This is a genomic window from Kineococcus sp. TRM81007 (assembly GCF_022669155.1).
Lineage (GTDB): Bacteria > Actinomycetota > Actinomycetes > Actinomycetales > Kineococcaceae > Kineococcus.
In genome coordinates this window covers 102,235-121,538 of the sequence record NZ_JALBVB010000040.1, presented here as the reverse complement: position 1 = coordinate 121,538, position 19,304 = coordinate 102,235, and the positions used below count along the sequence as shown (strand labels likewise).

The window sequence follows — 19,304 nt, the reverse complement described above, 5'->3', positions numbered from 1 at the left end:
CCCGCGGCGTCGGGACGGCCGGCCGACGGCCTGCTCAGGCGGCGTTGAGGCGGGCCAGCGCGGTCTGCACGAGCGTGATGAGGCTGTGCTTGGTCGCGGCCTTGCTGCGCGCGTCGGTGTAGACGAGCGGCACGTGGTCCGGCACCGCGAGCGCCTCGCGCACGGAGTCCAGGTCGTGCTGGGCGACGCCGTCGAAGCAGTTGACCGCGACGACGAAGGGGATGCCGCGGGACTCGAAGTAGTCCACGGCGGGGAAGCACTGGTCGAGGCGGTCGGTGTCGACCAGCACGACCGCGCCGATGGCGCCCTTGACCAGGTCGTCCCACATGAACAGGAAGCGGTCCTGGCCGGGGGTGCCGAACAGGTACAGCCACAGGTTGCCCGGCAGGGCGATGCGGCCGAAGTCCATGGCGACGGTGGTGGAGGTCTTGCGGTCCGAGTTCAGGCCGGCGTCGTCGACGCCGACCGAGTGCTCGGTCATGGCCGCCTCGGTGCGCAGCGGCTCGATGTCGGAGATGGACCCGATGAAGGTCGTCTTGCCGACGGCGAACCCGCCGGCCACGACGATCTTGACGACGGTGGGCGGGGCGGTGGGCTCCGTGGCGGTCCCCCCGGCGGCGGCGCCTGGCGCGGGGGCGCTCACGTCAGAGCGAGGAAATGCCATTGAGAACACTCTCCAGGACGCTGATGGTGGTCGCGGGTTGGGGGGACGTGGCCAGGGTGAGGCCGTGGACGCGGATCTTGCCGGAGGTGGCGAGGTCGCTCACCACGACGCGGACGACGCCGACCGGGAGGTGCACGTGGGCGGACAGTTCCGCGATCGACAGGTAGGACGTCCTGGTGAGCTCCAGGATCTTGCGCCGCTCGGGGGTCATGCCGATCTCCGGCTCCCCCAGGGCCTCCACGAGCGCCTCGACCGGCAGGTCGCTGTTCGTGGGGCGAGTGCGCCCACCGGTGACCGTGTACGGCCGGACGGTGAACTCCTCGGCGTCCTCGTCGTCGTCGGACCAGAGGTCCGCGCTGCCTGCTGCTGTCATGTCGCTGTCACCACCGGGCGCCGGCCGGCGAGGAGGTGGGCAGCGCGGCCCGCATCTCCGAGACCAGCTGCGGGGTCAGGACGGTTTCGAAGCGCTGCACCAGCATGGCCATCTCGTAGCCGATGAGGCCGACGTCGCAGCCGGACTCGGCGGCCACGGCCAGCACCGAACCGTCGGAGACGTTCACCAGGAAGAAGAACGAGTCGTCCATCTCGATGATGGCCTGGCGCACCTCGCCGGACTCCAGCTGGCGGGCGGCGCCGCGGGCGAGGCTGGAGACGCCGGAGACGATGGCGGCGAGCTGGTCGCCGGCCTCGCGGTGCAGCTGGTCGGACATGGCCATGAGCAGGCCGTCGGCGGACACGACGACGGTGTGCTGCACACCGGGGGTGCTGCGGACGAAGTTGTCGAGGAGCCAGCTGAAGTCGGCGGCCTCGGAGCTAAGCGCGGTCACAGTGGGGTTCCTCTTCTCGGAGTGGTCCGTACGTTCGCCGTGCGGTCGGGGTGGTGGTCGATGTGGTCATCGGGGTGGCGGTGCGGGTGGGCGCGCGCCCACNNCGCGGCTCCCGGACGGGAGCCGCGGGAACGATCAGGCGCGGTCACCGGCGTCCCCGGTGGCGGGGCGGACGGCCGGGGCCGGGTCGCCCTCGGCGCGGCCGCGGGACACGCCGGCCTGGAAGCCGGACAGCATCGAGCGGACGTCCGCGGGAGCACGGCGCTGGCGGGCGGCCGCGGGCCGGGCCGGGGCCGGCTTGGCCGCGGCCGGCGTGGCACCGGCCTGCCGGCGCACCAGCGGCGTGGAGCCGCCGCTCATCGCCGGGCTGAAGGCCTGGCCCTCGGTGAGCGCGGACAGGGCCTCGGCGGCGAGCACGTTGCGCTGGCGCATCGTGTCGCCGACGGTGCGGGCGACCGGGACCGCGGCCGGCGCCTCGTCGACGGCGGCCTCGGGCGACGGCGCGGGCGACGGGACGAGCGGGGCCGTCCCGGCGGCTGCGGCGACGCTCTCCTGCGGAGCCGCGGGAGCGGTCTCCTCCGGAGCCGGAGCCGGAGCCGGAGCGGGGGCGGGGGCGGGAGCAGGGCGCTCCGCACCCTCGGGCTCCGCCGCGCGACGGCGGGAGGTCCAGAAGGCCTCGGCCGCCGTCTTGGGCGGGGTGGCGGAGTCGCGCACCGGGCGGGGCTTGCGGCCGGCGCGGGGCAGGATGTCCTGCGCCGCGGTCAGCGTGGCGGGAGCCTCCGCCTTGCGCTCGCGCTTGGGCATCGCCGGGGCCGTGCCCGCCGAGGGGTCGGGGGCGGACACCGGCTGCCAGGCCGGCTCGGCCGCCGGCTCGGCCGCCGGCTCGGCCGCCGGGGCCGCCGCACGGGCCTCGTCCGCGCCCGCACCGCGGGTGGGCTTGCGGCGGGTGGGCAGGCTGCGGCCGGTGCGGCTCACCTGCGGCGCGGGGGCGGCGACGCCGGCCTCGCCGGCCGCGCGGGCGGCCGACTCCTCCAGCGTGGCCGACAGGGCGCCGCCGACCCCGTCCGCGGCGAGCGGGTTGCGGACGATCGAGTCGGGGCCTGCGGCCACCGGCCCGGCGGGGGGCAGGACCATCGCCCCGGCCGCGGGCTCGGCGGCAGGCAGGGCCGCGGGCTCGGCGGCAGGCAGGTCGGGGACCTCCGCGGAGACGCTGCCCGGGGTGAACACCGCCGACCCGAGCAGCACGGTGATCGTGGTGCCCGCGCCCTCGCCGGAGCGGAAGTCGACCTCGAGGTCCAGCCGGGCGGCCAGGCGGCCCACGACGTAGAAGCCGAGCCGCTGCGCGCCGACGAACTCGCTGGCGCGGCCGCCGTCGATGCGCTCGCGGGCGGTGCGCAGCTCCTCCTCGCTCATGCCGAGGCCGGTGTCGGTGATCGCCACCTCGATGCCGCGGGCGCTCTCCGCGGTGGCGACGACCACGCGGGTGCCGGGGTCGGAGAACCTGGTGGCGTTCTCCAGCAGCTCGGCGAGCAGGTGCGACAGGGACAGCGCCAGGTGGCCGACGACCGGCGGGTCCACCTGCAGGGACAGGTCGACGCGGTCGTAGTGCTCGATCTCGCCGGCCGCGGTGCGGATGACGTCCGACAGCGGCAGCGGGCGGCGCAGGCGGCGGCCGGTGTTGATGCCGGCCAGGACGAGCAGGGACTCGGCGTTGCGCCGCATCCGGGTGGCCAGGTGGTCGAGGGTGAACAGGTCCTCGAGGGTGTCCGGGTTCTCCTCGGTGCGCTCCAGCTGGTCCAGGAAGGACAGCTGGCGGGCCAGCAGCGCCTGGTCGCGGCGCGCCACGTTGATGAACATCTCGGCGATGGAGGCGCGCAGGGCGGCCTGCTCACCGGCGATGCGGAACGTGGTCTCGTTCAGGTCGTTGATGACGTGCGCGACCTGGCCGATCTCGTCGGTGCTGGTGACGGTCAGCGGGGTGAACTCCACGCCCGGGCCCTCGCCCGGGGTCTGCATGCGCTCCACCATGCGGGGCAGCTCGTCGCGCACCTCGGTGGCGGCGGCGGACAGGGCGCGCAGGCGGGTGCCGATGCTGCGGGCGGTGCGCACGCCGAGGACGGCCGCGGCGACGAGCACCAGGAGGCTGCCGACGGTGATGACCAGGACGTTGCGCAGCACCTCGTCGGCGCGCTCGTCGGCCTCGGCCGCGGCGGAGGCGATGATCTGGTCGGTGGCCACGTGGTAGGCGTCGATGAGGCCCTGCGAGTGCGCCGTCCAGTCCTCCTCGCTCAGGCTGGGCGAGCCGGAGATGGCGGCGTCGAACAGGTTCCGGTCCTGGTTGACGTACGCCACGGCGCTGGTGGCGGCCGACGTGGTCAGGGCGCCGTCGAGGATCGAGAGACCCTCCTCGCCCAGGCGGTCGCGGACCTGCGCGTCGAAGTAGTCCTGCTGGCTGATCGCGTTCAGGCGCAGGTTGCGCACCTCGGTGCCGGCGGTGCCGCGCAGCACCATCAGGCCGGCCAGCTGCTCCTGGGCGATCTGGTCGATCTCGCGGTGCAGGTACCCGGTGGCGGCCAGGCGGGTCGCCAGGTCGCGGATCGGGGAGTCGTCGGCGACCGCGATCGTCAGGTCGGCGACGGCGCCGTAGACGCCGTTGTAGAGCTCGAAGGCGTTCAACGGGGTGGTGCGCAGGTCGTCCACGGCCGCGCGCAGCTGCGGCAGCGTGTTGAAGGCGGCGGCGGAGAGGTTCTCCACCGCGACGGCCTTGGTGCCCTCGTCGAACTCGACGCCGGACTCCTCGGCGGCCACCGTCGCGGCCTGCATGGTGGAGTCGGTGGTGGCGCGAGCCGCGTCGACCTGCGCCTTCAGCTCGTCGCTCGGCACCGTCACGTACTGGACGGTGAGCAGGCGCTCCTCCTGGATGGCGTGCAGGACCGCGTCGTACTCCGTGGAGATCCCGACGTAGTTCGCCAGGTCGCGCTCCTCGTCCGCCTCCAGGATGGAGTCCGTGTCGATGGCCGCGACAGCGCTCATGAGGAGCAGCAGTGGTACCGCGAGGAGGACCAGCAGCTTCGCTCTGATGCTCAGGTTCCGCAGCATGTCAACCTTCCGTAAGCGATGGTGAGCGGTGAGAGGGCTCACCGGTGCTCGAGCAGACACCTGTCGGATCGGGTGGCGGGGAGCCGAGGGTGAGCGGTCGGGGGGTGGAACCGCCCGTTCGGACCATCAGCGGGCGGCGTGTCGACTGGAGGACAGGGGTGCGGGGAGTTCCGGCGGCACCGCCCGCCGGCAGGGCGGCTGCCGCGGTGGTGGTGCTGGCCGGTGGTGGCGGGACGCGGTTCGCGGCGCGCGCCGCCGGCGCCGACAAGCTCGCGGCCCCGCTGGGGTCGAGCGACGTGCTGCGGCACCTGCTGGCGCACCTGACGCCGTGCTGGCCGGTGGTGCTCGTCGGCCCGGACCGGGTCGCGGGGGTGCCGGCGGTGCGGGAGGAACCACCCGGGGGTGGGCCGCTGGCCGGGTTCGCCGCCGGGCTGGCCGCGCTGGACGCCGGCGTCCCGCCCGGGGCCGGCTGCCCGGTGGTGCTGCTGGGCGGGGACCAGCCGTTCGCCGCGTCGGCGGTGCCGCGGCTGCTGGAGGCGCTGGCGGGCGACGCGGACGCGGCCGTGGGTGTGGACGCCTCGGGGCGGCGCCAGCCGCTGCTGTCGGCGTACCGGCGCGCGCACGCGAGGGCCGTGGTGGCGTCGCTGCCCGTCGTGGCGGGCCGGCCCGTGCGCGAGCTGCTCGGCGCGCGCGGGGCCCGGGTGGTGGAGGTGCCGCTGGAGGCGCACGAGCACCTGGACGTGGACGTGCCCGAGGACCTGGCCCGGGCGCGGGCGCTGCTGGCCGGTCCCGGGGCCAGTGGTGCGGGGGCGGGCGGCGCGCCCCGGACGTAGTGTCGCGGCGTGCGCGCCGTGACCGTGGAGGAACCCGGGGGCCCGGGGGCCCTGCACCTGGTGGAGCTGCCGGACCCGGAGCCGGGGCCCGGCGAGGTGGTCGTCGAGGTGGCCGCGGCGGGCGTGAACCGCGCCGACGTGATGCAGCGGACGGGCCGGTACCCGTCCCCGCCGGGCTCGCCGCCGCACCCGGGCCTGGAGGTCTCCGGCTGGGTCGCGGCCCTCGGCGACGGCGTGACCGGCTGGCGGGTGGGCGAGGAGGTGTGCGCGCTGCTGGGCGGCGGCGGGTACGCCGAGCGGGTCGCGGTGCCGGCCGGGCAGCTGCTGCCGGTGCCGGCGGGCGTGGACGTCGTGGACGCCGCTGCGCTGCCGGAGGTGGCCGCGACGGTGTGGAGCAACGTGTTCACGCTGGCGGGGCTGCGCCCGGGTGAGCTGCTGCTGGTGCACGGCGGTTCCAGCGGCATCGGCACGATGGCGGTGCAGCTGGCGCGGGCGGTGGGCGCGCGGGTGGCGGTGACGGCCGGGTCGGCGGGCAAGCTGGCCCGCTGCGCGGAGCTGGGCGCGCAACTGCTGGTGAACTACCGCGAGGACGACTTCGCCGAGGCGGTGCGGGCCTTCGAGCCGGCCGGCGCGGACGTCGTCCTCGACGTGGTCGGCGGGCCGTACCTGGCGCGCAACGTCGACGTCCTCGCCACGGGCGGGCGGCTCGTCGTCATCGGCACGCAGGGCGGTGCCCGCGCGGAGCTGGACCTGGGCCGGCTGCTCGCCAAGCGGGCCTCCGTGCACGCCACGACGCTGCGGGCGCGCCCGGCGGCGGAGAAGGCCGCGATCGTCGCCGGCGTGCGCGACCACGTGTGGCCGCTGGTGGCCGACGGCGCGGTGCGGCCCGTGGTGCACGAGCGGTTCGCGCTGGCCGACGCCGCCCGCGCCCACGAGGTGATGGAGTCCTCCGCCCACGTCGGCAAGCTGCTGCTGACCACCGGGGCGCGGGGCGCGGCGTGACGCCGGAGGACCTGGCCGCGCGGTTCCCGCCCCAGGTGCTGCGCGACTACGCGCTCGTGGCGGACGGCGCGCGCGGGGCGGTGGTCGGCCCGCGCGGGGACGTGGCGTGGATGTGCGCCCCGGACTGGCACGACGACGCGGTGATCGCCTCGCTGCTGGGCGGGCGCGGGCTGTTCGCGGTCACGCCGTCGCACCCGTTCGTGTGGGGCGGCTGGTACGAGGAGGGCACGCTCGTCTTCCGGCACCGCTGGACCAGCCGCGGCGACGGCACGGTGGAGTGCCGGGACGCGATGGCGATGCCGAGCGACCCGCACCGGGCGGTGCTGCTGCGGCAGGTGCGCGCCGTCGAGGGCGACGCCGAGGTCGACGTGCTGCTGGACCTGCGGGCCCGGTTCGGCACCCGGGCGCTGCGGGGGCTGCGGCGCGACGACGACGGCCGCTGGACGGCGCGCACGGACGGGCTGCGGGTGCGCCTGACGGGCCTGCCGGACGCGGACGTGCGGGACGGGGTGCTCAGCGGGCCCCTGCGGGTGCCGGCCGGCGGGTGCGCGGACCTGGTGCTGGAGGTGAGCGACGCGGACCTGCCGGAGCCGGTGGACGCCGAGCGGGCGTGGGCGTCGACCATGCACACGTGGCGCTCGGCGGTGCCGGACGTCGCGCACTCGGTGGCGCCGGTGGAGGCGCGGCACTCCTACGCGGTGATCCGCGGCCTGACGTCCGACGACGGCGGCATGGTGGCGGCGGCGACGACGTCGCTGCCGGAGCACGCCGACAACGGCCGCAGCTACGACTACCGGTACGCGTGGGTGCGCGACCAGTGCTACGCGGGGCTGGCGATGGCGGCGTGCGGGGGCCCGTACCCGCTGTTCGACACGCTGGTGAGCTTCGTGGTGCAGCGGGTCCTCGCGGACGGCGACCACCTGGCGCCGGCGTACACGGTGCACGGCGCCCCGGTGCCGTCCGAGCGCAGCACGGGCCTGCCGGGCTACCCGGGCGGCTGGGACGTCGTCGGCAACCACGTGCGCGACCAGTTCCAGCTGGACGTGTTCGGCACGGTGCTGCAGCTGCTGGGCGCCGCGATCCGGCAGGACCGGCTGGACGCCGACGGGTGGCGGGCGGTGGACGTGGCGGTGACGGCGGTCGAGCGCCGCTGGCGGGAACCGGAGGCCGGCATCTGGGAGCTGGAGCCGGACTGGTGGGCGCACTCGCGGCTGGAGTGCGTGGCGGGGCTGCGCTCCGTCGCCGCGGTGGCGCCGGCGCAGGACGCGGTGCGCACCGCCACGCTGGCGGACGCGATCCTCGCGGAGACGTCGCGGCGCTGCCTGCACCCGGACGAGGGGCGCTGGCAGCGCAGCCCGGGCCAGCCGGGGGTGGACGCGGCGCTGCTGCGCCCGGCGCTGCTGGGCGCCACCCCGCTGGACGACCCCAGGCACCGGGCCACGCTGACGGCGGTGCGGCGCGACCTGGTGGTGGACCACCACGTGTACCGCTACTCCCCCGACTCGATGCCGCTGGGCTCGACGGAGGGTGCGTTCCTGCTGTGCGGGTTCGTGCTGGCGGAGGCGCTGCACGCGGACGGGCAGCACGTGGAGGCGTTCCGGTTCTTCGAGCGCAACCGGGCCGCGTGCGGCCCGGCCGCGCTGCTGGCGGAGGAGTGGGACGTGCAGCAGCGGCAGCTGCGCGGGAACCTGCCGCAGGCGTTCGTGCACGCGGCCCTGCTGCACAGCTCCGTCCGGCTGGGCACCTGATCCGAGGCCCCGCCGAGCAGGGGCGGGGCGAACCGCGGGGGGCGGCTCAGGCCGCCGGGATGGTGAGCCGCAGCGAGACGCGGTCCGGCTGGTCCGTCAGGACGGTGAGCAGGTAGGTGCCGTCGGCGGGCAGCGGCACCTCCGCCCGGTCCTGCACCTCGGTGGCCTGGGTGTGCAGCGGGCTGCCGTCGGGGGCGACGAGCGTCCAGCGGCTGCCGGCGGCGCCGTGGTCGAACACCACCTGCGCGCTCTGCCCGGCCCGGGCCTCGAAGGCGTGCTGGCGGTGGGCGCCGGCGGCGAGGTCGGCGCGCACGGTGGCGCTGGTGGTCCCCGGCGCGAAGCGGATCGGGACCGGCAGCGCCAGGTCGAGGGTGTAGTCGGTGGCCGAGGTGGTGAGCACGTCGAGCACGTACGTGCCGTCGGCGGGCAGCGGCACCACCACCCGGTCCTGCGCCTCGGTCGCCTGGGTGTGCAGCGGGCTGCCGTCGGGGGCGACGAGGGTGAAGCGGGTGCTGGGGTCGCTGCCGGTGAGGCGCACGAGCGCGCTCTGGCCCGCGCGGGCGCGGAAGACGTAGCTCTCGCGCCCGCCGGCGGCGAGGTGCCCGGAGACGCCGGCGGAGGTCGCGCCGGGCGCGAAGCGGATCGCGGCGGGGGCCGCCGCAGCACCGGTGGGAACGGCGGCCGCGGAGGCGGCGGCCGCGGAGGCGGGGGCGGCGGCCGCGGGGGCGGCCCCCGTCGCGGCGAGGGCGGCGAGAGCGGTCGCGGCGAGGGCGGTGGTCCTGGTGGTGCGGTTCACGGTGGTCCTCCGGTTGATCGGTTCCTCGTCCCCGGGTGGTGCGCCGGCCCGCTCCGGGGACGCCGTCACCCCCGTAGACGCGTGGCGTCCTGCACGAGTTGCCTCCTGGCAAGGACTTTCCGGGGCCCACGTCCACCGCGACGAGGGGCGCGCGCGGACGGACGGGTGCAGGATCGCCGCCATGGACCACGTGAAGCTCGGTTCCACCGGCCTGGAGGTCTCGCGCCTCTGCCTCGGTTGCATGAGCTACGGCGACCCCGACCGCGGGGGGCACCCCTGGACCCTGCCGGAGGAGGACAGCGCTCCCTTCCTGCGGAAGGCGCTGGACGCCGGCGTGAACTTCTTCGACACCGCCAACGTCTACTCGAACGGCTCCTCCGAGGAGATCCTCGGGAACGTCCTCCTGAAGCAGGTGCCCCGCGACGAGGTCGTCATCGCCACGAAGGTGCACGGGCGGATGCGCCCGGGTCCCAACGGCGCCGGCCTGTCGCGGCACGCGATCCTCACGGAGATCGACAACAGCCTGCGCCGGCTGGGCACCGACCACGTGGACCTCTACCAGATCCACCGCTGGGACCCCGCCACGCCGGTCGAGGAGACGCTGGAGGCGCTGCACGACGTGGTGAAGGCCGGCAAGGCCCGCTACATCGGTGCCTCGTCGATGTGGGCGTGGCAGTTCGCCAAGGCCCTGCACCTGCAGGACGCGAACGGCTGGACGAGGTTCGCCACCATGCAGGACCACTACAACCTCCTCTACCGCGAGGAGGAGCGCGAGATGCTGCCGCTGTGCGCGGACGAGGGCGTCGGCGTCATCCCGTGGAGCCCCCTGGCGCGCGGGAAGCTGACCCGCGACTGGGACACCACGACGAACCGCTCCGAGCAGGACGAGTTCGGCAAGAAGCTGTACCGCGACTCCGACGCGGAGGTCGTGGCGGCGGTGGCGCGGGTCGCCGAGCGCCGGGGGGTGCCGCGCGCGCAGGTGGCGCTGGCGTGGGTGGCGCGCAACCCCGTGGTGGTCGCCCCGATCGTCGGCGCGACGAAGCCGCACCACCTCGACGACGCCGTGGCGGCGCTGGAGCTGGAACTCACCGCCGAGGAGGTCGCCGAGCTGGAGGCGCCGTACGAGCCGCACGAGGTCGCGGGGTTCTAGGGCGCACGGCAGGGTCCGGTGGTGAGCGGAACGGCCTGGACACCGCTGCAGGAGCTGGGCGTCGCTGCCCGGCGCCACCCGGACGAGGAGGTCGCCGCCACCCGCCGAGACGCGGACGAGCACCCGCTCGTCCACCGCGGGAGCCAGCCCGCCGGACACCTCGACCTCGCGGACCTCCCGGTCGGCCGAGCGGTCCCCGGCCACGGCGATGAGGGTTTCGCGGTGGCCCACGCCTCTTCCCACCGCGCTGCGCCGGCACCCCGGCAGAGGTTGCCACCGGCGCCCCGGCCACCCGGGGCGCCGGACCGCTGCGCGGTTCGACGACGACCTCCTCGTGGCGGGGTGCACGCACCTCCCAGGAGGACGCGGGCGCGGTGGTGCGCCGCCCGCGGGAGGAACCCGGCGGGGACGTGGTGGCGCTCTCCAGCGTCAGCGTGACGGTGCAGCTGTCGCGTCAGGACCTCGTCGACGCGCTGGGGCTGCTCCTGCCGCCGAAGGCGCTCAGCGCACCGGGTCTTCAACGCACCAGGTCTTCAGCGCACCGGGTCCAGGTCGTCGCAGGCGCCGTCCAGCACGTCGGTCGCGCCTGCGTCGACCACCACGCACGCCGCGCTCTGCCCACGCACCCGCACGGTGATCAGTCGCACCGCCTGCCCGCCGGCCCGGGAGACCGCCAGGTCCTCGGTGGGGGTGAACCTCAGGTGCGGTCGTGACGGGCCCAGCCCCGCCGTGACCTGCTCGCCGGCGCCCCGCCAGACCGTCGCGGTGCGCAGGTCCTGCCCGGCGCCGGCGTCCTGAACGGCTTCCCGGGTGCGCTCGGCCAGCCCGGTGGCACCGCCGGCGGCGGCCACCTCCGGGGTGGCGTCCACCGCGAACAGGTCGTACGGCGCGGCGGGGCGGAAGGTCAGCCACGCCAGCGCGGCGGTGGCCGCCACCCCCACCAGCGCGAGCCCCACGGCGGCGCGGCGCGGCACCAGCAGCGCCAGCACCGCCGTGCCCGCCCCCACCAGGGCACCGGCCGGCAGGCAGATCAGCAGCGGGACGAGCAGCACCGAGCCCACGTCGTCGCTGTGGAAGGCGACGTCGAGCACCACCGCCGACACCAGGCCCAGCCCGGCACCGGCCAGCGCGTGCCGGGCCACCAGCGCCGCGCCGTGCGCGACACCGCTGACCAGGCGCGAGAGCGGCACCCCGGCGTACGTGCAGGCCAGCACGATCAGCGCCCAGAAACCGCTGTCGCGGTCGGTGCCGTCCTCACCGGTGGCCAGCGCCCCGAACGCCAGGGCCAGCAGCGCCACCACCCCCGCACCACCCAGGCGCCGCCACCAGCGCAGCGCCCCGGTGCCGAACCCGTCGGTACGCCCCCGCGCGGTCAGCTCCCCTGCGGGCCCACCGCTCAGCCCGGTCGCGCTCACAGCACCAGCATCCCGCGGCGGCCGCCCGAGGAGCACGGCCGAGCGGGCGTCGGGGGTGTTCCGTGCGACACGGAGCGCAGGAGTCGAGCGGTTCGACGGGTGCCCGGTCGCACCTGGAGGATCAGAACTCCGGGGGTGCGCGCTGCGTCAGCGCCACGTGCGGTCGCGACGGCGGTGAGAGGGCGGCCGGTAGCGTCCTGCGCGTCGTCGAGGGCCGTGCCCGTCCTCTCACACGTAGCGGAGCATGAATCCCGCTCGGGGTCACGACCTGCCGTGGGGTCGGGGACGGGCTGGGACTCCTGGGTCTCGACCACGTCGACGAGGCGGATCGGCTCGGGCAGGGCGCGGTAGCGCTGCCTGGGGTCACGCGGGTCCTGCGCACCGGTGCGTTCGACCGCCTGGCCCCCACTCACGATGCCCGCTCCTCCGATCGAGCCGGGACGCACCGGACGCCCGTCCGTGCACTCTCCTCCTCGTCCACCTCCTCGGTCCAGGGCGGTGAGCGACGCTCCCACCCCGGATGGCCAGTGCTCGCTCATCGGCAGAGGCGGACGTCCACCGGCCGACCACGATCGCGCACGCCGGGCGCCAGGAGAGCGAGATCGTCAGAGCAGCGGCAGGACCCGCTCGTGGAGGCGGCTGAAGGTCTGCCGGGCCGCGGCTTCGGCCTGGACGCCGCCGGCGCGCAGCACCACGGGCAGCAGGAGCCCGCCGGTGTGGGCGAAGACGCAGCGGAGACCGGCGACGATGCCGGTCGCGCGGGCGAGGACGACCGGCCCGTGCACGACGGCTCCCAGCTCGTCCGGGGGCAGCGCGGGCGGCCAACGGTGCATCGTCACGGGTCGATCGTGCTCACGCACCCCTTCCAGCGCAACGTTCTCGACTCGACCGAGGCGCGAGGTCGCCGGCCTGGTCGAGAGCGAGCGGGCGGCGGCGTGGTGATCCGTTCCGCGAGCCGCACCAGGTCGGGCGGAGGCCCCGCGGGGGCCTTGTCGCGAAGACGTCCTCCTGGTGCGCTGCTCGGGCTCGGTGTCCCAGCGCAGGAGGGGACGTCCGTGGACGAGGTTGGCCAGGTCTCTCGCGGTGATGAGAGCCGCAACGCCCGCCTGGGCCGGCTGCGCGAACTGGTCCCGACCAGCTCGGCGGTGAGCGGGCGACTCGTCGACGGCAGGGCGTCCTCGGGTGGAGTGGTGCAGGCGTGGGTGAGGTGGATCGTTCTGGCCGGTGCCGTGGTGCTGGCGCCAGGCTGCGGTGAGCAGCCGCAGACGGTGCAGCGGCAGGACGTGGCCGCGTGCGTCGGTCCGTCGCCGGAGCACCCCGAAGGGGCGCAGGTGAGCATCGAGGTGCGCCTGGGTCAGGAGGTGGTGGCGTCCGGTTCGGTGCCGGTGGGCGGGATCTTGCAGGCGGAGGTGCCTTCGGGTGGAGTGCGCGTCTACGCCGGTGGTGTCTGGATCGGCTCGGCGAAGACCGCGGCCCCGCAGGCGGTCGATGAGGACGGTCACCCGGCGGGTGTGGTCTAGGTGGCCGGGGCTGGCTGCGGGGATCTGCCCCGGCAGGGCACGTGAGCCGCCGTGGGCAACCGCCGGTCGCGCACTCGGCGCGTCGTGAGCGGTAAGTCGTTCGACGATGGGCCTGTGTCGTAGTGCCGTCAGGAGCCGTGAACCGCACCGGAGCGACGCCCGCAGCCGGCGACCACCCCGACTCCTCGTCGACGTCCTCATCAGTGCAGCTGCTGGGCCTGCCCGCCGACGCCCGCGTCCTGATCCTCAACTGCGACGACCTGGGCACGCACCCCTCGATCAACGCCACGGTCTCGGCCGCGGTGCAGCAGGGGGTGGCCAGTTCGACCAGCCTGGTGGTGCCCTGCCCGGCGGCCGGCGAGGCGCTGCGGTTGCTGCGGGCCGCGCCCGAAGTGCCCTTCGGCATCCACCTGACCCTCACCCGTGACGGCCCGGCCCACCGGTGGGCACCGATCAGCGCACCGGCGCAGGTGCCGTCCCTGGTCGACGAGCACGGCCTGGCCGCGAGGGTGTGGCTGGATCCGGCGCGCAGCGCCGCGCGCCGGCGCGGTCTGCCGGTGCTCGACCACGAGTTCGTCGACAGCTTCGCCCTCGACGTCGACGGCGAGGCCGAGCGGTACCTGCAGCTGCTGCGGGAGCTGCCGGCGGGCCTGAGCGAGTGGGCGGTGCACCCGGCGGTGGGGCCGGAGACGGCGGCCGAGGCCGACCTGGGGTGGGCGGTGCGCCGCTCCGACCACGACTTCCTCCTCTCGCCCCGGGCTCGTGAGGTGCTCGAGGAGGAGGGCATCGTCGTCCTGGACCACCGACCGTCGCGGGAGGTGTGGAACGCTGCCGGAGCGACCCGCGAGCAGTGAGTCGGCCTCTCGTGCGCGCAGGCTCCACTCCTCCACCCCGTGCCGGCTGCCGGGCTCGCGCCTCGTCACGACCAACCGCGGATCGGCACGAGCGCGCGGCCCGCGCCGTGAGCGTGAACACCTCCACGGCGCCGGGTGGGGCCCGGCCCCCACGCTGGGGGACCGGCCTGGTCGAGGGGGCGCAGGAAGGCTCACGCAACGCCCCCTCCCCCGGTGGGGCGCCCACTGCCACGATCAGTCCCGTGGACGTCTTCGAGGAGATCGCCGACGAGCGGCGGGCCCTGGCCGAACAGCTCGCCCACCTGACCCCGCAGCAGCAGGCCGCCAGGAGCCTGTGCCGGGCCTGGAGCGTCCACGACGTCCTCGCGCACCTGGTCATGCCCCTGGAGGTGAGCGCTCCCCGCCTGGTTCTGGCCGTGCTCGCCGCCGGCGGCCGGTTCGACCGGGCCAACGAGCGGGTGACCCGACGACTGGCGCAGCGCCCCTTCGCCGAACTGGTGCAGGTGCTGGCCCGCAGGGCCGGCACGCGCTTCACCCCACCCGGAGCGGGCCCGCAGGCGCCGCTGGTCGACGTGCTGGTCCACGGCCTGGACATCCGCTGGCCGCTGGGCCTGCACCGCGACGTCCCCGCACCGCGGCTGCAGGAGGCGCTGACGTTCCTCGTGACCGCCCCGGCGGGCCTGGTCCCCGAGGGAGCGTTGACCGGACTGCGTCTCGAAGCCGACGACATCGACTTCGCCCACGGCAGCGGGCCGGTGGTCCGCGGCACCGCTCAGGTGCTGCTGCTGGCCAGTACCGGTCGAGGCGCGGCGCTCGACTCCCTCGCCGGCGAGGGAGTTCCCGTCTTGCGCCGCCGGATCGTGCCGGGCTGAGAACGCCGGGCCGGCGGTGGCTCGACGCGCTGCGTACGTGCTGCGTCCCGGGGTGTCCTCCCCTTCGGGGCGTGCGGAGAGGCTCGCCTCGTCCTGGTCCCAGGTCGTCCTAGGTCGTCGTGGCCTTCGGTCGCTGCTTCGTGCCCGAGCCTTGCGCGTGGAAGGCCGAGGCCGCCTGCATCCAGTACGCGAAGTCCTCCTGCGCGGCGAGGACCTCTGCGTCGACCGTGATCCACCCGGGGCCCATCGAGCGTCCCCTGCCCATCTCGGCTCGCCGGGCCCCGGACTTCCGCAGGTGCTGGGCGTCGCTGTCGGGTGCGGCCCGGACGAGCAGGTCGGACCCACCGGCGGAGACGCAGACGAGCATCCGCTCATCCACCATGAAGGCCAGTCCGCCGAACATCTCGACCTCGCGGACCTCGCGACCGGTCAGCGCGGCGCGGACGCGGTCCGCCACCTGCGTGTTGCAGGGCACGACGAGCGCTCCTCTCGTTGACGACCCGATGGCTGCTCGGGCCCTCGGCATTGTGCTGGTGATCGAAGAGCGCGTCACCCGCTTCTCGGCAAGACCACGCGATGTTCCGCCACGACCGGGCGTGCCGCTTCACGCGGTGAGCGGACCGTTCGTCGAAGTCGGCCACGGCACTGCTCACCGGTAGTGGGGTTGCTCCCGGGTCGGGTCGGCGACCACGACGTCCAGGCCGGTGTGGTGCACCAGGGCGTCGACGGCCTGCGGGGCGGCTCCGATGCCCGCGTAGTGCGGGTCGACGTCGCGAACCAGGCACCAGGCGCGGTCGGCGGGCCAGACGAACGCCGGATCGGGGGCGTGGCCGCTGGGACCCAGCGGCAGTTCCGGGCCCCAGTCGCCGACGTCGCCGGTGCCGCCGACGAAGAGGTGGTAGTCCCGGTTCGGCAGGCGCACCTGCGCCGGGTGCTCCTGCGGCGCCCCGGGGTGCGCCGATCGCGGCTGCAGGCCCGGCTCGAACCCGGCCGGGGGCTCGTGCAGCAGCGGGGCGCCGTCGTCGAGGCGGCGACGGCCGCTGTCGGTGTCCGGGCCGCCGGGCAGGCGCGGCCAGGTGCCCCGGTCGTCGTGCGCGGGGTGGCCGGGAGCGGCAGGGTGCAGGCCCCAGCCGTCCCACAGCAGGAAGAAGCACTCGCCCGGTGTGGTGGTGAACGCGGCCAGGACGTCGACCGCGCGGCGCAGCTGCTCGGTCTCCGAGACCTGCACGAGCGGGTCGCCGGCGTCGCCCTCGCTCTGTCCGGGGCGGGTGGGATCGGGCAGGAAGCGCAGCCGCGCGTAGGCGGGGAACCCGGCCGGTCCCAGGCTGACCAGGCGGTTCCACGGCTGAGGGTCGTCACGGAGCCAGGCCGCTGCTGCGGTGTCGGTGCACAGGTCCATGCTCACCCGGTCATGGTCGGTGTCGTGCGGCGAGGCCCGCACGTCCTGCGGCCACGCGGCTCGAGCAGGTGCGCGATCGGCGGCACGAGCGAGCGGTTCACGTCAGCTCCGTGCTCGCGCGCGCAGGACGACGTGACCGAGTGGTCGTCGCACCGCCCTCCGCGTCCAGGGGTTCACGGGGTTGGTCGAGCAGTTGCCGCTGGGCCGCTTCGGCGGGCACGCCGTCGGCGGGCAGGTCCAGGTGCAGCACCAGCCCGGCCGGGTGGGCGTGGGTTTGGACGTGGTCCAGTTCGGCGCGGATGCCGGGTGCTTCGCTGAGCAGCAGCGGGCCGTGAGCCTGCACGGTCGACGGTCGCCGCCTGCGCGGGGTGGGCCTGCACCGGTGGAGCGGCCCGTGTCCGCGTCTACGCTTGCCGGCGTGCCTGCAGAGCCGTCCCCCGGTTGGTGGCGGTGACCCGCTGCAGGAGCTGCGCCTCAGCTCGTGAAGCGTTCCCGCAGCAGGGGCCGCCTGATCCGGGATGGAGCAGGAGCGTCGCACCCGCTCAGGACGCCCGCAGATCGGCAGATCCGGGCGGTCGGCGACGTCCTGGCCAACACCGTCTCCGTGCGCTCGAACCCTCGGCGGACAGCGGTGCTGCAGACGAGGGCGAACACGCCGGGACGGGTCGTCACCTCTCAGGCGTGTCGGCGACGGCGTGCAGCGAGACCGTCCACCACTCCGTGGGGATCTTGCACGGTTGAGCTCTCGACCTCGCAGGATCACCACGGGGTGGGGACGTCACGACATCGGCACGAGCGGGCGCCGGCGCGGCCGGCCGTGATCGAACCCGCAGGGCGGCGTGTCCGGTGGATCGGCGAGCACTCGACCGCGGCGTCCGGTTCTGCCAGTCTCACCGCGTGCCCAACACCGTCGTCCTCGTCGACCGAGGGGCGGAACCGCGGTGATCCTGCCCGAGGTGCGTGACCCCCGCATGGTGACCGTCCGTCGAGGCGGCACGCTGAGCGACGACCACCACCGGCTGCTCGCCCTGTGGGCCGCCGCGTGCGCCGAGCACGTCCTCGACCGCTTCGAGCGCGAGCAGCCGCACGACTCACGGCCACGGGACGCGATCGCCGCCGCCCGCGCCTGGGCGCGCGGGGAGGTGTCGATGATGCGGGCACGCGCGGCAGGTGGACACGCGATGGGCGCTGCCAGGCCCTTGTCCGGCGCAGCCCGCTTCGCGGCGTGCTCGGCTGGGCAGGCCGCTTGCGTCGGTCACGTCGCCGAGCACGACCTCGGCGCCGCGGCGTACGCGATCAAGGCCGCCCGCAGCGCGCGAGGCGACGATCCCGACGCGGGCCGGGCCGAACGGGACTGGCAGCGCGTCCAGCTCCCGGAGCCCGTCCGCCAGCTCGTCCTGGACGACCAGCTCCGGCGCGACGACATCTGCTGGTCAGCGTTCTCGGACTGCGACAGCCACCGACGACCGGCCTGAGGACCCGGGCACTGCCGATCGACGCCCGACGTCGCACCCCGCACCACGTCGTGGACGGGCGCTGGAGGAGCTGCAGCGGGTCACCGCAGCACCCCGGCGTTCGGGGGGCCGACACCGCCCGTCCACGGCCGAGGCACACCACGCGCGACGCGACCGCGTTCCAGCTCGGTCGACCACGCGAGGCCGTGGACAGCGCCGCGGGGCCGCCGCGATGATCAGCGGGTGCGGGCGCTGCAGCCGGGGTGGCTGATCGAGCTGGACTCCGGTCTGTGGGCCGTGGACGCCGTCCAGCCGGTCGCCGCGGTGCTGGATCCCGGCACCGCGGCGGTGCGCCGCATCGTCTCCTGGCCGCAGGTACCGCCGCGGCCGGTGCACACCTGGGGCTCCACCGTGCTGGGGGACGGCACCTCGCTGTGGGTGCAGCACGCCGCGGGTGGCCCGGTGGTGCGCATCGACACCGGCGGGGTGGCGGCGGCGGGGTGGGTCGGCGGGGAGCTCGCGCGTCAGCGGCTGGCCGCGTGCGGGCCGGGGGTGGCCTGGTGCACGACCCCGCCGCCGGAGGACGAGCACGTGCGCACCGGCGAGAGACCCGGCAGCTTCCTCGGCTTCGGGGAACTGCGGCGGGTGGGCAGCGACGGCGTCGTCGACGTGGTGGCGATGGACCGCGGGGTGCAGCGCGTGCAGGCCGACGAGCGGGGGTTGCTGGTGGGCGCGGTCGCCGACACCTGGAGCGTGCGGCGCTGGGAGTCGGACGTGGACCGGGTGAACCGGAACACGCGCTGGTACCGCATCCCGTGGCAGGTGGACCCGCCGCAGCTGCTGGGTGATCAGTTCGCGCTGCCCCCGGGCTTCACGCCACCGCCGGTGCCCGATCCGATGGCGGTGCACGGGCAGCACTTCGAGGGGCAGGGCCCCGCTGCCCGCACGCCGGGCGTGGACTGGTACGTCGAGAGTTCACCGCAGTTGCCGGTGAACGGCCCGCTGTGGCAGCGGATGGCGGTGACCGCGCGGGTGGCCTCGGGATCGGGTGCGGGCAACGTCGTGGCCTCCTGGGACCTGGGCGACGGCTCCGTGGGAGTGATCTGCCCGGTGGGTGGACGCGTTGCGCTCACGGTGACCCGCGGGCCACGCACCGCGCCGCAGCACCAGCGCGGGCGAGTGGTGGACGTGCTGCTGCTGGATCCCCGGGACGGCTCCCGCACGACCCTGCTGCCTGGCGGGAGCGTGGAGGTGGGTGAGCACTGCTGGCCGCTGGAGCCCGCCCCGGAGTGCGGCTGCGGTTGCTGGTGCCGCTCTTCGACGAGCTGGGGCGGCAGGTGGAGCCGCAGTACGTGGACGCGCAGTTCGCGGACTCCCTGGAGGTGGGGTTCCTGCCTGCGGCCGAGCACGCCCGGGACGGCGTCCTCGACGCGTGGTGAGGGGTCGAGCAGGCGGCGGACGGAGGCTGCTCGTCGACGCAGGGGCGACGTCGAGGTCGAGGGCCCACCGAGCCTGAGCGCGCCGCTCCGCGCCACGGTGATGACCGCGCAGTCGATCCGGCCCGCTGGGACACCGACGTCGGGCTGGTCCGGCCACCTCGATCAGAGGTGCTCGTGCGTCTCGATCACGACTGCCCCCACACGCCGAGCAGGAACATCGGCAGAGCGGTGA

The 19,304-nt window shown here is 75.4% G+C and carries 19 protein-coding genes; 9 read left to right on the top strand and 10 right to left on the bottom strand.

Annotation, left to right across the window (positions count from 1 at the left end; all coding sequences use genetic code 11):
• Nucleotides 1-34: 34 nt before the first annotated feature.
• The 4 genes from MN205_RS05995 to MN205_RS05980 all read right to left on the bottom strand — a co-directional run bounded on the left by MN205_RS05995 (nt 35) and on the right by MN205_RS05980 (nt 4,590).
• Nucleotides 35-664, bottom strand: coding sequence for an ATP/GTP-binding protein (locus tag MN205_RS05995; protein ID WP_255818114.1), 630 nt, complete (start codon nt 662-664; stop codon nt 35-37).
• On the bottom strand, nt 645-1,037 hold the full coding sequence (locus MN205_RS05990; RefSeq protein ID WP_242125260.1) for a DUF742 domain-containing protein: 393 nt from the start codon (nt 1,035-1,037) through the stop codon (nt 645-647). The genes MN205_RS05995 and MN205_RS05990 overlap by 20 nt, the downstream gene beginning before the upstream one ends.
• 7 nt (nt 1,038-1,044) lie before the next feature.
• A complete protein-coding gene (locus MN205_RS05985; protein WP_242125258.1) occupies nt 1,045-1,491 on the bottom strand; it encodes a roadblock/LC7 domain-containing protein in 447 nt (148 codons plus the stop codon).
• 135 nt (nt 1,492-1,626) lie between these two features.
• Nucleotides 1,627-4,590: a sensor histidine kinase gene (locus MN205_RS05980; RefSeq protein WP_242125256.1), complete on the bottom strand. Its 2,964-nt coding sequence runs from the start codon at nt 4,588-4,590 to the stop codon at nt 1,627-1,629.
• Between the two features lie 158 nt (nt 4,591-4,748).
• Here MN205_RS05980 and MN205_RS05975 point away from each other — a divergent pair, with 158 nt between their 5' ends.
• The 3 genes from MN205_RS05975 to MN205_RS05965 are packed head-to-tail and all read left to right on the top strand — an operon-like array spanning nt 4,749 to nt 8,173.
• The gene (locus MN205_RS05975; RefSeq protein ID WP_242125254.1) at nt 4,749-5,423 is read left to right on the top strand and encodes a molybdenum cofactor guanylyltransferase; all 675 of its coding nucleotides are present in this window, start codon (nt 4,749-4,751) and stop codon (nt 5,421-5,423) included.
• Between the two features lie 9 nt (nt 5,424-5,432).
• Nucleotides 5,433-6,425, top strand: coding sequence for an NAD(P)H-quinone oxidoreductase (locus MN205_RS05970; RefSeq protein WP_242125252.1), 993 nt, complete (start codon nt 5,433-5,435; stop codon nt 6,423-6,425).
• Complete coding sequence (locus MN205_RS05965) at nt 6,422-8,173, top strand: glycoside hydrolase family 15 protein (protein ID WP_242125250.1); 1,752 nt, start codon at nt 6,422-6,424, stop codon at nt 8,171-8,173. The genes MN205_RS05970 and MN205_RS05965 overlap by 4 nt, the downstream gene beginning before the upstream one ends.
• A 46-nt stretch (nt 8,174-8,219) precedes the next feature.
• On the opposite strand, the gene MN205_RS05960 is transcribed toward MN205_RS05965, so the two are convergent.
• Nucleotides 8,220-8,969 carry a hypothetical protein gene (locus tag MN205_RS05960; protein WP_242125248.1) on the bottom strand — a complete coding sequence of 250 codons (750 nt, stop codon included), beginning with the start codon at nt 8,967-8,969 and terminating at the stop codon, nt 8,220-8,222.
• A 181-nt stretch (nt 8,970-9,150) separates the two neighbouring features.
• Between MN205_RS05960 and MN205_RS05955 the strand changes: the two genes are divergently transcribed.
• Nucleotides 9,151-10,119: an aldo/keto reductase gene (locus MN205_RS05955; RefSeq protein WP_242125246.1), complete on the top strand. Its 969-nt coding sequence runs from the start codon at nt 9,151-9,153 to the stop codon at nt 10,117-10,119.
• A gap of 533 nt (nt 10,120-10,652) precedes the next feature.
• On the opposite strand, the gene MN205_RS05950 is transcribed toward MN205_RS05955, so the two are convergent.
• Nucleotides 10,653-11,534 (bottom strand): hypothetical protein, encoded by an 882-nt coding sequence (locus tag MN205_RS05950; protein ID WP_242125244.1) that lies wholly within the window; start codon nt 11,532-11,534, stop codon nt 10,653-10,655.
• Between the two features lie 605 nt (nt 11,535-12,139).
• Nucleotides 12,140-12,373: a hypothetical protein gene (locus MN205_RS05945; protein ID WP_242125242.1), complete on the bottom strand. Its 234-nt coding sequence runs from the start codon at nt 12,371-12,373 to the stop codon at nt 12,140-12,142.
• Between the two features lie 216 nt (nt 12,374-12,589).
• Here MN205_RS05945 and MN205_RS05940 point away from each other — a divergent pair, with 216 nt between their 5' ends.
• From MN205_RS05940 to MN205_RS05930, 3 genes are all read left to right on the top strand, one after another.
• Nucleotides 12,590-13,054, top strand: coding sequence for a hypothetical protein (locus MN205_RS05940; RefSeq protein ID WP_242125240.1), 465 nt, complete (start codon nt 12,590-12,592; stop codon nt 13,052-13,054).
• A gap of 137 nt (nt 13,055-13,191) precedes the next feature.
• Complete coding sequence (locus tag MN205_RS05935; protein WP_242125239.1) at nt 13,192-13,908, top strand: ChbG/HpnK family deacetylase; 717 nt, start codon at nt 13,192-13,194, stop codon at nt 13,906-13,908.
• A 242-nt stretch (nt 13,909-14,150) separates the two neighbouring features.
• Nucleotides 14,151-14,780 carry a maleylpyruvate isomerase family mycothiol-dependent enzyme gene (locus MN205_RS05930; RefSeq protein WP_242125235.1) on the top strand — a complete coding sequence of 210 codons (630 nt, stop codon included), beginning with the start codon at nt 14,151-14,153 and terminating at the stop codon, nt 14,778-14,780.
• Between the two features lie 109 nt (nt 14,781-14,889).
• Here the strand turns inward: MN205_RS05930 and MN205_RS05925 are convergent, their stop codons facing one another.
• The 3 genes from MN205_RS05925 to MN205_RS05915 form a co-directional block, all read right to left on the bottom strand.
• A complete protein-coding gene (locus tag MN205_RS05925; RefSeq protein ID WP_242125233.1) occupies nt 14,890-15,255 on the bottom strand; it encodes a TfoX/Sxy family protein in 366 nt (121 codons plus the stop codon).
• Between the two features lie 174 nt (nt 15,256-15,429).
• A complete protein-coding gene (locus MN205_RS05920; RefSeq protein ID WP_374115856.1) occupies nt 15,430-16,179 on the bottom strand; it encodes a hypothetical protein in 750 nt (249 codons plus the stop codon).
• 97 nt (nt 16,180-16,276) lie between these two features.
• Nucleotides 16,277-16,522, bottom strand: a complete 246-nt coding sequence (locus tag MN205_RS05915) for a hypothetical protein (RefSeq protein ID WP_242125228.1) — start codon at nt 16,520-16,522, stop codon at nt 16,277-16,279.
• A 598-nt stretch (nt 16,523-17,120) separates the two neighbouring features.
• On the opposite strand from MN205_RS05915, the gene MN205_RS05910 reads away from it, so the two are divergent.
• Entirely contained in the window at nt 17,121-17,654 is a 534-nt protein-coding gene (locus MN205_RS05910) for a putative immunity protein (RefSeq protein WP_374115854.1), read from the top strand.
• 222 nt (nt 17,655-17,876) lie between these two features.
• On the top strand, nt 17,877-19,304 hold the full coding sequence (locus tag MN205_RS05905) for a hypothetical protein (protein WP_242125224.1): 1,428 nt from the start codon (nt 17,877-17,879) through the stop codon (nt 19,302-19,304).